Origin of the sequence: Bradyrhizobium sp. 62B (genome assembly GCF_030272265.2) — a bacterium.
Taxonomy (GTDB): domain Bacteria; phylum Pseudomonadota; class Alphaproteobacteria; order Rhizobiales; family Xanthobacteraceae; genus Bradyrhizobium.
The window spans coordinates 5,659,066-5,673,659 of sequence record NZ_CP092841.2 but is presented as its reverse complement, the minus strand read 5'-3'; the positions used below and the strand labels follow the sequence as shown (position 1 = coordinate 5,673,659).

Sequence of the window (14,594 nt, the reverse complement as noted above, 5' to 3'; positions counted from 1 at the left end):
CATGACCGAAGCCTACGTGCTCATCGAGCACAGCTATGACGTGGTGATCGTGGGGGCCGGTGGCGCGGGGATGCGGGCGGCGCTCGGCATGGCTGCATCGGGATTGCGGACGGCCTGCGTCACCAAGGTGTTTCCGACCCGAAGCCATACGGTGGCAGCACAAGGCGGCATGGCCGCCTCGCTCGGCAACATGGGCGACGGCGACAATTGGCGCTTCCACATGTACGACACAGTGAAAGGCTCGGACTGGCTCGGCGACCAGGACGCGATCGAATACATGTGCCGCGAGGCGGGGCCCGCCGTGCTCGAGCTCGAGCACTACGGCGTGCCGTTCTCCCGCACCAAGGACGGTACGATCTACCAGCGTCCGTTCGGCGGACAGACTATCGGTTTCGGCAAGCAAATGGCGAAACGGACGTGTGCGGCCGCCGATCGTACAGGACATGCCATCCTGCACACGCTCTACCAGCAATGCCTGAAGCACAACACCGAGTTCTTCGTCGAATTTTTCGCGCTCGACCTCTTGATGGATGACGACGGCGCCTGCCGCGGCCTGCTCGCCTGGAACCTGGAGGATGGCACGCTTCATCGCTTCCGCGCCCATCGCACCGTCCTGGCGACCGGCGGCTACGGCCGGGTCTATTTCTCCTGCACGGCCGCCCATACCTGCACGGGCGACGGCAACGCGATGGTGTTGCGCGCCGGCCTGCCCTTGGCGGACATGGAGTTCACTCAATTTCATCCGAGCGGCATCTACGGTTCAGGCTGCCTGATTACCGAAGGCGCGCGCGGCGAGGGCGGCTACTTCACCAATTCGGAAGGCGAGCGTTTCATGGAGCGCTATGCGCCGAGTGCGAAGGATCTCGCCGGACGCGACGTCGTCTGCCGCGCCATGACCATCGAGATCAACGAGGGCCGCGGCTGTGGTTCGCGCAAGGACTACATCGAACTGCATCTGGAGCATCTCGGCGCCGACATCCTGCATGAGCGCCTGCCCGGCATCAGCGAGACCGCGCGGGTCTTTGCCGGCGTCGACGTGACGCGCCAGCCGATCCCCGTGCTGCCGACGGTCCACTACAACATGGGCGGGGTGCCGACCAATCTTCATGGCGAGGTCACGACCAAGCACAAGGGCAATGCCGAAACCGTGGTGTCGGGCCTAATGGCGATCGGCGAGGCCGCCTGCGTCTCCGTGCACGGCGCCAACCGGCTCGGTTCCAACTCGCTGCTCGATATCGTCGTGTTCGGCCGTGCCGCGGCGCTCCGTGCGACCGAGATGCTGCGTCCGGGCGAAGGCCATCCGCCGGCGCCGCGGGCATCCACCGACGAGGCGATGGCGCGGCTTGACCGCATCCGGTGGGCGAAGGGCAAGACGGGCACGGGCGAGATCCGGCTTGCGATGCAACGGACCATGCAGAAGCATTGCGCGGTGTTCCGGACAGGTTCACTTCTGGATGAAGGCGCCCGCGAGCTCAGCAATGTCATGGCGACGATGCGCGACGATCTTGCACTGGCCGATCGTTCCATGATGTTCAATTCCGATCTCACCGAGGCGCTTGAGCTTGACAACATGCTGGCTCAAGCCAATGTCAGCCTGAGGTCGGCGATCGGCCGGACCGAAAGCCGTGGCGCCCAGGCCCGCGAGGATTTTCCCAAACGGGATGACGAGAATTGGCTGAAGCACACGCTGTCCTGGTTGGACCGGGAAGGGCAGGTGCGACTTGACTACCGGCCGGTGCATCTGCAGCCTTTGACCAATGAAGTTGCGACGATCCCGCCCAATCAGCGGATCTATTGAATGGATGTAGGCGTCAAATGAGGACAGAGCGTGCCGTACTCGCCGGAGGCTGCTTCTGGGGCATGCAGGACCTGATCCGTAAGCTACCGGGCGCGGTCTCGACCCGCGTCGGCTACACGGGCGGCAAGGTCAAGAATGCGACCTATCGCAATCACGAAGGCCATGCTGAAGCGACTGAGATCATCTTCGACCCGTCAAACGCAGATTTCAGGAGCCTGCTGGAATTCTTCTTTCAGATTCAGGATCCGTCCCCACGCTCAATCGGCAGGGCAACGATCTCGGCACGAGCTATCGTTCGGCAATCTTCTACACGAACGACGAGCAGAAAAAGGTCGCCGAGGACGCGATCGCGGACGTCGATGCGTCCGGTCTGTGGCCCGGCAAGGTCGTCACGGAAGTCAGGCCGGTGGGTGATTTTTGGGAGGCGGTGCCCGAGCACCAGGATTATCTCGAGCGCTATCCGGACGGCTACACCTGTCACTTTCCGCGTCCGGACTGGAAGCTGCCGAAGCGGATGGCCCGACCGGTCTGAGGTCTATCGACCGGGTTTGCTCCGGTCCGGCTTGAGCGCATCGGCCATCCGGACCAACTCGGCATAGGTGCGCGCGCCCATCTTGTGCATGGCTGCGCCGCGATGGATCTTGACGGTGATTTCGCTGATGCCGAGATCGCCGGCTACCTGCTTGTTCATCTTGCCGGCCGTGACGTGCAGCATCACTTCCTGTTCACGTGGCGACAAAGTCTCAAAGCGTTGTCTTAATTGCGATGCGTCGTTCTCGACCGTTCGCCGTTGCCGGTCACGCTCGATCGCCGCCATGACGGCGTCTAGCATGTCCTGATCGCGAAAAGGTTTTGGCAGGAAGTCGACTGCGCCGTGCTTCATGGCGTGCACCGACATCGGAATGTCTCCGAACCCGGTCATCATAACGACGGGAATCCCGACGCCATTCTGGACCAACCGGCCCTGAAACTCCAGGCCGTTCATGTCGGGCAACCTGACATCGAGGACGATGCAGCCCGGCCTGTCGGAGAGTTTAGCCGAAAGGAAATCTTCCGCGGTGGCATAGGTCTGGCTCTGTAGCCCGACGGAGTCAAAGAGGCCTGCCAGCGCATCGCGCATGGAAGCGTCATCGTCGACGACGTGCACGAGGGGCTTTTCTGGTTTTTCGTTCGCTGCGGGCCGCATGCCTTCGGACACACCGTATTTTCGCGGGTATCTCTAACATAAACGACCACCGGCCGGGGATCACACCTATGTATAGGTACCGCCGGCCTCCGGCCGGTCGGGCTCGAAAATCCAATGGCAGCCGCACCTTAGGTCAGGCGGCGGGTGCGTAGATCGAGAACAGCGATCCTTCCCCGACGACGGATCGAACCTCAATGCGATGGCCAAGGGCTTCGAGCGCGCGGCGGACGATCGAGAGACCGATGCCAAGACCATGGCCGCGCTCGGGTGCGAGCCGCGTGAAGGACTCGAAAATCCGAGGCAACTGGCTCGCCGGAATGCCGATGCCCGTATCGTAGACGTCGATTCTGATCTCAGCCCCTTTCCGACGGCAACCAATCAGGATGCGGCCTCCTGGCTCCGTGTATTTGATCGCATTGGTCAGGAGATTGCGGAGGATGCAGCCCAGCAGAATCGGGTTGCTGGTGATGCAGGCATTCGTAGAGATTGCTCGAACGTCGATACCCCTATGAAGCGCGACATCCTCGTTTTCGTGCCGCAACCGCCAGAACAGCGGCCCAAGGTTGAGCGTGGAGATCTCGAGCGCGTTGGTGCGCTCGGCGAGATAGAAGGCGTCGACCAGGCAATTGAGCTGCTCGGTCAGTTTCGTGACGGCGCGTTCGCCCCGATCGATCCACGCCCGCTGCGGGTCGTCATTGAACCGCGAACGCAGCAGTGCGTACGTCCCCTGAATGACGTGTAGTGATGAGCGCAGGTCGTGTCCCATCATCCCGACTAGGGTCGTCTGTAGCTCGACCGCCGCAAGCGTTTGCGGGTTTTGACCTTGTCTGGCAGGCGCGGCGGAGAAGCTTTCGATCGTTCTCATGGGTGCCCCGTTTGTTGCTGGTTGCCACGTCCCCAACAAGCGCCTGCGGCGCCGGAATCGCCATCGTACGTTCCGGTATCGAGATCAACCGATCGTATGATCACGACATCGGCCTGCCAGCGCGTGCGTATGACGCTTCCGTATGATGCACCCAACGCCTGTGTTTGATTCATCTGATCCGATCCTCGGCGCAGTCTGGCTTAGCGGAGGTAGGCCGGGAGACATGCGGTGGACATGCAGGGGTTCAGGCGATACGCCATAAGAGCTATCTACGCAGCAGTGCTGCTGCTTCTTGCTGATGCAACGCGCACCGCGGATGCGGGCGGTGTCGGTAGCGTCAATGAGGCGGCCGTTCCATGGCTACTTGGTGATTGGGATGGCACGCGAACGCGACTGAGAGATGCCGGTGTTGATTTTCAGTTGGGATATGTCGGCGAGGTTGCCAGCAACGGGACCGGTGGTCTCCGCCGCGACGTGGCTTACTCGGATCAATGGGCTGCTGGTGCGAGGTTGGATCTTGGCCGCCTCAATCTTTTGGAAGGCGGCACCGTGCAGGTCACGGTCACCGATCGCAACGGCCGCAATCTGAGCGACGATGCCGATCTGGGCACACTGCAGGAGGTTCAGGAGATTTTCGGACGTGGCCGGACCGCACGCCTGACGCGCTTCTGGTACAACCAGGCATTCGCGGATGGCCTGCTGGAATGGAAAATCGGCCGCATGCCGTTCAGCGAAGACTTTTCGGCGTTCTCCTGCGATTTTCAGAACCTCACTTTCTGCGGAGCGGCAGCAGGCAACATCGTGACCAACAGCATTTACAATTGGCCGATCAGCCAATGGGCCTCGCGCTGGAAGATCAATTTGGCCCGTTTCGGCTACTTTCAGTTCGCCGCGTTCGACCAGAATCCGAGATACCTCGGAACGGGGCAGGCGCTGCTGCCGGTGGCTTTTGCAGGCTCGACCGGACTGCTCGTGCCCGCCGAGTTTGCCTGGCTACCGAAGTTCGGCGAGTTGCAAGGGAGCTACAAGTTCGGCGGCTGGTATGACACCTCGTGGGCCGCAGATGTGGTCAGCGATGTCAACGGGGCACCGGCCGCGGTTACCGGCTTGCCCTTTGCACAGGGCAGGGGTCGCTATGGCGCGTATGTCAATTTTCTCCAGCAAGTCACGCGCAATTCGGCGATCAACGTTCGGGGTGGCCTGAGCCTGTTCTTCAATGCCACGATTGCCGATCGCCGCACCTCCTTCATCGACGCTCAGGTCGCCGCTGGCCTCATCTATACCGCTCCATTCCGGTCCCGGCCGAATGACGATGTCGGGCTCGGCGTTGGGACGACACACGTGAACAGGCGGGTCGCTTGGTCGGAAATGCTGCAGAATCTGGCAGATCAGGGCTCTGTTGCAGTGCAAGGTCGCGAGGTCGCCGTTGAGGCCTACTACAACCTACCGGCCGCGCAACGGGTTGGAGGTTCGTCCGAACATCCAATATGTTATCGATCCCGGCGGGACGAGCCAGAACAGGAATGCGCTGGTGTTCGGCCTGAAGACGGCGGCCAATTTCTGACCCAGCCTGCCTGCTCCCTGAGGGCGAACTATAACACTCATGTATAATTCCTGGGCAGGAAGGGCGGGTGCAAGAGTGCGTGTCCCGTCTCAATGGGTTCAATTCGGGGCAAGGATATTGAGCGCCTATGGATCTCGAAATCGCGGTCATCGACGATGACGATTCGTTCCGAGTGGCGCTCGTGGAATCGCTGTCTTCGCTGGGGTACCAGGCCGACGGGTATTCTTCCGCCGAAGACTATATCCAGAGGGTAGGCGCCAGGTTGTTCGGTTGCGTCGTCACGGACATTCATATGCCCGGAATGAGCGGACTGGATCTGATGCAGCGCCTTTCCTCAGAGGGGTCGAAGACCCCCGTCGTGTTGATCACGGCACGTTCCGATACCAATCTTGAGGCGAAAGCGGCGGCAGCGGGCGCAGTGTGCCTGCTTAGAAAGCCATTCGATATAAATGACCTGATCGGCTGCATCGAAGGCGCTGTGAGCGCCTGAGCGCTGCCGCTCAAACTTTGAGGATACGCAAGTAAGCTATATGATACCATTTACTTGCGCGGATGCGGCGGCGCGCTTAACGGAAGCATCCTGAATTGCCGTAGACGCTGTCAAAAAAAGCCAAAAATACTCACGACGAGCGAGTGATAAGGTGCGGTTCAACGCGGCGGAAGCCAGCGATCCAGGTCAGGAATCGTCTGCGGAAGGTGTCGTCACGTTGCGCAGGATTCAGCGCAACGCGAGCGCTGACGACACAAGGCCGGTCACCGTGCTCGCGGCCTTTGAGCCTCCTGCCTCCAACAGTTCGAACGGACTTGCTCATGAATACGGCCTGACCGACTGCCTTGATCGGGAATGGGCGCTCGTCCCGTTGGAACTGGTCCAGGAGCCCGGCCGGACATTTCTGACATTCGAGGATCCCGGCGGTGAACTGCTCAGCCAGTTGCTGGGCATGCCTATGGAAATCGAGGCGTTCCTTCAACTGGCGATCGGTATCGTGGCTGCCGTCGGCAAAATGCATCAGCGGGGTCTCGTCCACAAGGATATCAAACCCGGCAACATCCTGGTGAGCAACGATGGCGCAGTCCGGCTCACGGGCTTTGGGGTAGCATCGCGCATCCCGCGCGAACGACAGCCGCCAGATCCGCCGCAGTTCATCGCCGGCACGCTGCCCTACATGGCCCCGGAGCAAACGGGCAGGATGAACCGATCCATTGACTCGCGCAGCGATCTCTATGCGCTCGGCGTGACCTTCTATCAGATGCTGACGGGAAGCCTGCCCTTCAACGCCGTCGACGCAATGGAATGGATCCATTGCCACGTTGCAAGGCGCGCTGACCCGCCCGATGAGCGTGTCAGTGGAATTCCGCAGGTGCTTTCGTCGATCGTGATGAAGCTTCTCGCGAAGACTGCGGAAGAACGATACCAGACCGCGCAGGGCGTCGAGGCCGACTTGCGGCATTGTCTCGGCGAGTGGCAGTTAGAGCGATCGATAGAGCCGTTCCCGCTCGCTGCGCACGACACATCGGACCGTTTGCTGATTCCGGAGCAGCTCTACGGTCGGGAGCGGGAGATCGAAGCCCTGCTCGCTGCCTTTGACCGGGTCGTGGCCCAAGGCAAGCCAGAGCTCGTCCTAATATCTGGCTATTCCGGCGTGGGCAAATCGTCGGTGGTGAATGAGCTGCACAAGGTCCTCGTGCCGCCGCGCGGTCTGTTTGCCGGCGGCAAGTTCGACCAGTATAAGCGTGACATTCCCTATGCAACCCTGGCGCCGGCCTTTCAACGTCTTGTCCGTCTCATCCTGGCGAGGAGCGAAGGCGAGCTCAGCCGTTGGCGGGCGACCTTGCTTCAGGCGATCGAGCCTCATGGCGGCCTTGTCGTGGACCTTGTTCCGGAGTTGAGGTTCATCATCGGCGAGCAGGAGCCGGCTCCCGAGTTGCCCGCAGCCGATGCCCCGCGACGCTTCCAGTTGCTGCTCCGGCGTCTCATCGGTGTCTTTGCGCGTCCCGAACATCCGCTCGCTCTTTTCCTCGACGACCTGCAATGGCTCGATGCGGCGACGTTGGACCTTCTCGAAGATCTCCTTACCCAGGGCGGCGTTTCGCACCTGCTTCTCATCGGCGCTTATCGCGACAACGAGGTCGATGCGTCTCATCCGCTGATGCGCAAGCTCGCATCGATCAATGCGGCAGGCCGGTCCCCGGTGCGGGAGATCAAGCTGGGTCCGCTCAATGCTCAGGACGTCTCGCGTTTGATCGCCGACGCACTACATGCCGAAACCGATCAGGTCAGGGATCTCGCGCAGTTGATTCTGCAAAAGACCGACGGCAATCCCTTCTTCATCAATCAGTTCCTGTCGGCGTTGAGAAATGAGGGCCTGATCGCGTTCGATTCGGCGAGCTCCCGCTGGTCGTGGGATCTCAAGCGTATCCATGCGAAGGGTTACACCGACAACGTCGCGGACCTCATGATCGGTAAACTAGCCCGGCTTCCCGCCGCGACCCAGCAAGCCCTGCAGCATCTGGCCGGTCTCGGAAATATTGCAACCGCCGAGATGCTGGCCATCGTTCACGACACCCCAGAGCAGGAATTGCACGCCACGCTCATCGAAGCGCGGCGCCAGGAGCTGGTCGATTTACTCGAGGGCTCTTATCGCTTCGTTCATGACCGTGTCCAGGAAGCTGCGTATGCGCTGATCCCGATCAAGCAGCGCGCCACCGTGCATCTGCGGATCGGCAGGCTCCTCGTCGCGCATACGTCTCCCGGCAAGCTGGAGGAGGCCATTTTCGGAATCGTAAGCCAGCTAAACCGCGCATCGTCCCTGATCGCAGCGCCTGAAGAGCGCGAGCAACTGGCAACATTCAACCTCATCGCCGGCAAGCGCGCCCGGGCCTCGTCGGCCTACGTCTCCGCATTGCACTATCTGACGACGGGAGCCGCATTATTCACCGAAGACGAGTGGGGACGGCATCACGAGCTGAGGTTTGCCCTCGAACTGGTCAGGGCACATTGCGAATTCGCCTCCGGAGCGACCGCGGATGCCGAAATGCGGTTGCATCGCCTTTCCCTTCGAGCAGCCACCGCTGCAGAATCAGCCGCGGTAGCTTGCCTTCAGGTCGATCTATATCAGGGAGTAGGTCGCAGCGATGAGGCTGTCGCCATAGGTTTGCGCTCACTGCGTCAGCTCGGCTTCGAATTTCCCGAGCATCCAACGGAAGAGGATGCCCGACGGGCCTATGATGATATCTTGATCCGTCTGGGCGACCGCGCGATCGAAGATCTCGTTAACCTGCCGCGCATGAGCGACCCGGAGTCACTTGCGGTTCTGGAGCTTCTGAACAGTATTGTAGTCCCTTCAAAGTTCTTTGGTTCGCCTCATCTGTTTGCGGTGATCCTTTGCGCGGCCATTCGCCTCGGGCTCGAGCGGGGTCACGGCGGTGCATCCTGTTTCGCCTACGTGCAATTAGGCGCCTGGGCAACCTACCTCGGTCAGTTCGACGCGGGCTATCGCTTCGCACGGCTGGCATGTGAACTGGTCGAGCAACCAGGATGGCAGAGCTTTCAAGCCAGGACCTTCCAGACATTTGGGATCGTCGTGCCATGGACTCAGCCTGTGCGTAGCGCGCGCGATTTCCTCGTGCGCGGCTTCGATCTTGCCAGCCGCTTCGGTGAGATCAGTTACGCGGCCTACGCATGCAACCAGCTCAACACCAACTATCTGGTGGCGGGCGACCCTTTGATCGAGACTCAGGAGCAGGTTGAACGCGCGATCGCCTTCGTCCGCAAAGTCGGCTCCCGAACCGTTGAAGCCTCCCTTCTCGGCCAGCTCGGTCTCGTTCGCAGCCTGCGCGGACTGACGGCTCGTTTGGGCACCTTCGACGACGCTCTATTTCAAGAGAGAGACCTCGAGCGTGAACTGGCCGGCAACCCGGCGTTGGCCCTCTCTGAATGCTGGTACTACATCCGCAAGCTGCAGGCGCGTTTCCTAGCGGGCGAATACCGGGACGCCCTGCAAGCGGCTACGAGGGCGCAGCCAATGGTGGAAACTGCTGCCCTTCCTCTTCCCGAGTTCATCGAATATCACTTCTACGCTGCGCTTTGCCACGCCGCACTCCACGCCGCCTCTAGTTCCGAGGAACGCGAGCATCATTTCGCGAGCGTGACGGATCACTTGGCGAGGCTCAAAACCTGGGCACGCCATTGTCCCGAGAATTTTGCAAACCGCGCGGCGCTTGTGGGAGCCGAATTGGCCCGGATCGAGGGACGCGACGGCGATGCCGAACGCCTGTATCAACAGGCCATCCGTTCAGCGCACGCCAGTCTCTTCGTGCACAACGAAGCGCTTGCCTGCGAAGTGGCGGCGCGCTTCTACGCGGCGCGCGAGCTCGACGACATCTCGGAGATGCATCTTCAGCGAGCGCGTGAGGGGTACCGGCGCTGGGGCGCGGACGGCAAGGTGCGGCAGCTGGATCGGCTTCTTCCCTATCTTGCAACTTCGAACGGTCAGCATTCCGTCTCACCGGGGGGCTCCTCGGTACATCACCTGGATGTCACGAGTGTTGTGAAGGCGTCTCAGGCTCTCTCCAGCGAGATCGAGTTGCCGAAGCTGATCGAGCGGCTCATGACAATCGCGATCGAGAACGCCGGTGCGGACCGCGGCCTCCTGATGCTGCCGTCGGCCAATGGGTATCTGATCCGAGCCGAGGCGCGAGCGAGCGGCGATCAGATCGAAGTTGCCCTGCGCCACGATCCGATCACACCGGTCGCATGTCCTGAATCTCTGGTTCGTTACGTGATCCGTACGCGGGAAAGCGTGATTCTCGATGATGCCTCAAAGCCGAGCCTGTTCTCTGCAGACGACTATCTGCGCGATCGACCACCGAGGTCGGTCCTCTGTCTGCCGCTGATGAAACAAAGGGAATTGGCTGGCGTCCTCCTGTTGGAGAACACGCTGACTTCACACGTATTCGTAACGAATCAAATCACGGTCCTGGAACTGCTGGCGGCACAGGCTGCGATTTCGCTGGAGAACACGCGGCTCTATGGTGACCTCGCGCAGGCGGTCGAACGCAGGAAGCAGGCAGACGTCTATCTGACGGGAGAGAAACACGTCCTGGAGATGATGGCCACGAGCTGCCCTCTTCGAGATGTGCTTGCGGCGTTATGCCGATTTTTTGAGGAGTCCGCGCCTGATTGCTGCTGCGGCATCTATCCGATCGACGGTCGCAGCAAGACATTCGAATTCGGCGTCGCGCCGTCTCTTCCTGCCAGCTACACCAGTCCCATTGAGGGGGCTTCAGTCGCTGCAGATGATTCTCCGCGGGGGCGATCGATTGCCGAGAAAGCGCAGGTGATCACCCCAGACATCGGATCGGATCCTCGTTGGATCGACGCCCCTTGTCGAGCTCATGTTCTCGAGCACGGTCTGAGAGCTGTCTGGAGCACACCGATCTGCTCGAGGGAGGGAACGGTCATCGGTACGGTTTGCGTCTACCAGGAAGAGGCGGCCAGTCCATCTGCGCATCACCAGGAAGTCATTGCGCATGTCGTGCACCTCGCCAGCATAGCGATCGAGCGATCTCAGGCGGAGGCGGTGCTACGACGCGATGAATTTTATCTCACGGAGGGTCAAAGGATCGGCCTTACGGGCACCTTTGCATGGGACGTGACAACGGATGAGGTCATGTTTTCCGATCAGCTCAAGCGCATATTCGAATTTGAGTTGGATACTGTTGTAACCATTCCGCTACTCCGAGAGCGGATCCATCCGGATGATCTCCGATCGTCGGGCGTCTACCTGCAGGAGGTTCAGGCCGGACTCGACAGCGCGGACTACGAATTGCGCTTGAGAATGCCGGATGACCGGATCAAGTACCTCTCGGTTTGCGCGCGCATGGTAAGGCACGAAGATGGTCAGGTGGAATGCCTTGGGGCTATCCAGGACATTACACGGCGTCGCCTCGCGGAAAATGCGCGCGACAGCATTCGGTCCGAGCTGGCGCATGTAAGCAGAGTCGTCAGCCTGGGTGCTCTGACGGCATCAATCGCGCATGAGGTGAACCAACCTCTGGCATCCATCGTGACGAGCAGTGAGACTGCGTTGCGTTGGCTGAGTCGGCCAGAACCTGATTTCGGCAAGGTCGAGCCAGTCCTCAAGCGTGTGGTGAGCGACGCGCGGCGCGCGGCTGACATCATCGATCGCATTCGCACGATGGCAGGCAAAGGGGTAACGAAGCGGTCGGAAATCACACTTGCCGAAATCATTTCGGAGTGCATGGCGTTGTTGCATCACGAACTCCAATCAAGGCAGCTGTCAATTTCGCTCGATCTGGATCCAAATTTGCCGAAGGTGATGGTCGATCGCACGCAGTTGCAGCAGGTTGTCGTAAATCTGGTCGTCAATGCGGCACATGCCGTGTCAAATGCGGGGATTGCGCAACGAAACGTCGTGGTCCGAACGCGGAAGGTCGATCCGGATAAGGTCTGCTGCATTGTAGAAGATAGCGGTCCTGGCATCGAGCCAGAGCATCTGCCCAAACTGTTCGACAGCTTCTTCACAACGAAAGAGACTGGAATGGGGCTCGGCTTGCCGATAGCCCAGTCGATCATAGAAGCGCATTACGGTCGGATACTGGCCGACAATGAATCTTCGCTTGGCGGCGCGCGGTTTGTCTTCGAATTGCCGGCGAGTTCCTTTTCAGCCGCCCAAACTCCTTCGACCCATAAACATTAGCTCGCGGACAGTTTGGTAGCCGCAAGGGGATCCTCTCCCGTCGGCAGCATTATGGAAAATACAGCGCCTTGAGCGTCGTTTGGCATCGCCCTTAGCTGGCCGCCATGCGACTCGATTATCGAACGACAAATGGACAGTCCTATGCCTAAGCCATTCGGCTTTGTCGTGTAAAAGGGCTCGAAGATGCGGCCGGTATCTGCCGCAGGCAAGCCCGGCCCAGAATCTCGGAAAACGACGAGCACGTTTCCGGGCTCGTCTTCGCGGCTCTCGACTTTAAGCTCGCGCGATCCTTCCCTGACCTCGCTCATAGCTTCAACGGCATTCATGACCAGGTTCAAAATGACCTGTTGCAATTGAATCTTGTCCCCTAAGACGCACGGCAGTCCCTCTGACAATTGCATCTTCACCAAGATGTCGTTGTCCGAAATCACACCTCGGGCAAGACTGACAATCTCCGAAATGGCCTTATTGATGTCCAGGGTTTCCTTGCGCGTAGGCGTCTTCCTGGACATATCCCGAATTCGGCCCACGATATCAGCAGCCCGCTTACCATCGTCGATTATACGCTCGATTAACGGCTTTGCTCGCTCCAGATTGGGTGGTTGACGGCCGAGCCAGCGCAGCGCGGTGTCGGCATTCGTCAGAAGCGCGGAGATAGGCTGGTTGACCTCATGGGCGATCGATGCCGTGAACTGTCCCATGGTGACGACGCGGCTCGCATGCGTTAGCTCCATTTGAGCCTCCTGCAATCGACGCTCGCTCTCGAGCAGCGCGTTTTCGGCTCTCTTGCGGTCTTCTATATCGTAGGTCGCTGCATACCAGGCGATCACCTCTCTATTTCTGCGAAGTGGTACACGCCGTGTGGCGAACCAGCGGTATTCGCCGTCCGCTCGTCGCAAGCGCACTTCGGACTCGAATGGTTCGCCCGTGCGAAGTGCCACGTCCCAGGCCTCTTCGAGGCGGGAAACGTCGTCGGGATGGGTTATGCGACTGGTTCGGCTGGTCCATTTGGTTGTTGTAAGGCCGCTGTAGGTGCGTCCAACCTCATTAACAAAGTCGATGATGCCGTCGGCTCTGTGGCGTAGGACCAGCACCGGTATGGTGTCGATCATGAGCTGAAGCTCGTGTTTGATCGTGGCCAGGTCGGCTTCACTCTTCCGGAGCGCATCGTCGGCTCGCTTCTTGTCATCTATGTCAAGCGCGATCGCATACCATTTGATGACCTCACCCGATTCGTTGCGTAGGGGTACGCGACGAACCCGATGCCATCTGTATTCTCCATTGGCTTTGCGTAGCCGTTGTTCCAGTTCGAAGGGCTCTCCAGTAGGGATGTGCTCTCGCCATGCGCGCTCGACCATCTTCTCATCATCGGGATGCAGCGCACTTCCCCAGCGGCGCCGCTCGCGATTATCCTGTGAAAGCCCGGTATATTCGCTCCAGTTCTTATTGCGGAAATCCATGAAACCGTCCGGCCGATATCGAGCGATCAATGCCGGGACCGTGTCGACTGTCAGTCGAATTTCTTGCTCGGCCTGTTGTGCTCTGGTCGCAGTTTCTCTGTGCTGATTGTTTTCGTCACGCAGGATTGCGTTATGCCGCTCCAATTCCGCGATGGTCGCCTGCAGGTGATCGAGCAGAAGCTGCAGAGACCTGGAAGCTGTTTTGCGTCGAACCGACAGCAGCAGGATAAGCGTGGATGACACGCTAAACAGTCCAACACGAACTACTGCGTTAAACTGGTCGGCGTGAGCGGCTGGTGAGAGCAAGGGGGGCAGGAGTACGAGGAGGATTATGACGGATGCAAGCGTCGCGGGCCCGGGGCCGACGGCCAAAGCCAGGATTGTCACTCCGCACAGATGCAGCAGCACCGAGGCATCCGAGCCTATCCACAGCGTTACCCTGCCGGCCACCAACGCCGACGTACCAGCCAACACAATTGCAATTGCAAATTTGAGGATTGCTCGCCACCTCAGGTTCCGCCAAAAAGCGGCTATTGTCATGATCAATCTTTCCGGCCGGCACCCAGCGACGGCTGCCAGACTACTATTTATTATTGCCGATCATCGCAGGCGTGCTGCAGTGCCGGATTTTATCGGTTGCCGCCTCAAAAATCGATAACGAGGCTTATTGCGGCAAGTTCTGCCGCGAGAATGACGGCCGGGGTCGACTGCGTTCTCTCTCGAGATTTTAGCCCCGCGGCAGTGGAAAGATAAGGACGCCAAAGTCATCGTAGATGGCAGGACAAGGGTGTCGTAGCGGAGCTCGCTGGCACAAACCGCCAAAAGGACCAGTGGTGTTCTGCATATGTTCGTCGGACCCCCGATCTCCTAGCCAGCTGGCCAACGCGCAAATAGATGGACCGAATGGCATCCGCCGACAGGAATGTATTGGCTGGAGCCCAACACTCAACTCGCCTATGCCACCAACTGCGACAACACCAACGAGTGCCGCCGCGAACG

7 protein-coding genes and 2 pseudogenes are annotated in these 14,594 nt (G+C 59.9%); 6 read left to right on the top strand and 3 right to left on the bottom strand.

From position 1 onward, the window contains the following. Position 1 precedes the first annotated feature (1 nt). Both sdhA and msrA read left to right on the top strand, forming a co-directional pair. The gene (gene sdhA, locus ML401_RS27230) at positions 2–1,798 is read left to right on the top strand and encodes a succinate dehydrogenase flavoprotein subunit (RefSeq protein ID WP_285807571.1); all 1,797 of its coding nucleotides are present in this window, start codon (positions 2–4) and stop codon (positions 1,796–1,798) included. A 17-nt stretch (positions 1,799–1,815) separates the two neighbouring features. Further along, positions 1,816–2,330: pseudogene (gene msrA / locus ML401_RS27225) on the top strand (peptide-methionine (S)-S-oxide reductase MsrA). A gap of 3 nt (positions 2,331–2,333) precedes the next feature. Here the strand turns inward: msrA and ML401_RS27220 are convergent. Together ML401_RS27220 and ML401_RS27215 are read right to left on the bottom strand one after the other, a co-directional pair. Next, positions 2,334–2,984: a response regulator transcription factor gene (locus ML401_RS27220; protein ID WP_285812756.1), complete on the bottom strand. Its 651-nt coding sequence runs from the start codon at positions 2,982–2,984 to the stop codon at positions 2,334–2,336. Positions 2,985–3,117: 133 nt separating this feature from the next. Further along, the gene (locus ML401_RS27215; protein ID WP_285807570.1) at positions 3,118–3,849 is read right to left on the bottom strand and encodes a sensor histidine kinase KdpD; all 732 of its coding nucleotides are present in this window, start codon (positions 3,847–3,849) and stop codon (positions 3,118–3,120) included. 234 nt (positions 3,850–4,083) lie between these two features. Here ML401_RS27215 and ML401_RS27210 point away from each other — a divergent pair. The 4 genes and pseudogenes from ML401_RS27210 to ML401_RS27195 form a co-directional block, all read left to right on the top strand. Beyond that, positions 4,084–5,244, top strand: a pseudogene (locus tag ML401_RS27210) (carbohydrate porin); the annotation flags it as partial. A 4-nt stretch (positions 5,245–5,248) separates the two neighbouring features. Beyond that, positions 5,249–5,413, top strand: a complete 165-nt coding sequence (locus ML401_RS27205) for a carbohydrate porin (protein ID WP_376717391.1) — start codon at positions 5,249–5,251, stop codon at positions 5,411–5,413. Positions 5,414–5,540: 127 nt separating this feature from the next. Further along, positions 5,541–5,903, top strand: a complete 363-nt coding sequence (locus tag ML401_RS27200; protein ID WP_285807569.1) for a response regulator transcription factor — start codon at positions 5,541–5,543, stop codon at positions 5,901–5,903. Positions 5,904–6,054: 151 nt separating this feature from the next. Continuing rightward, positions 6,055–12,135 (top strand): AAA family ATPase, encoded by a 6,081-nt coding sequence (locus ML401_RS27195; protein ID WP_285807568.1) that lies wholly within the window; start codon positions 6,055–6,057, stop codon positions 12,133–12,135. Here the strand turns inward: ML401_RS27195 and ML401_RS27190 are convergent. After that, positions 12,132–14,135, bottom strand: coding sequence for a PAS domain-containing sensor histidine kinase (locus tag ML401_RS27190; RefSeq protein WP_285807567.1), 2,004 nt, complete (start codon positions 14,133–14,135; stop codon positions 12,132–12,134). The two genes, ML401_RS27195 and ML401_RS27190, sit on opposite strands and share 4 nt — an antisense overlap. Positions 14,136–14,594 lie beyond the last annotated feature (459 nt).

Coding starts and splice junctions, on each gene's coding strand:
- sdhA (WP_285807571.1), top strand. CDS start 2: ATGACCGAAGCCTACGTGCTCATCGAGCACAGCTATGACGTGGTGATC.
- ML401_RS27220 (WP_285812756.1), bottom strand. CDS start 2,984: ATGCGGCCCGCAGCGAACGAAAAACCAGAAAAGCCCCTCGTGCACGTC.
- ML401_RS27215 (WP_285807570.1), bottom strand. CDS start 3,849: ATGAGAACGATCGAAAGCTTCTCCGCCGCGCCTGCCAGACAAGGTCAA.
- ML401_RS27200 (WP_285807569.1), top strand. CDS start 5,541: ATGGATCTCGAAATCGCGGTCATCGACGATGACGATTCGTTCCGAGTG.
- ML401_RS27190 (WP_285807567.1), bottom strand. CDS start 14,135: ATGACAATAGCCGCTTTTTGGCGGAACCTGAGGTGGCGAGCAATCCTC.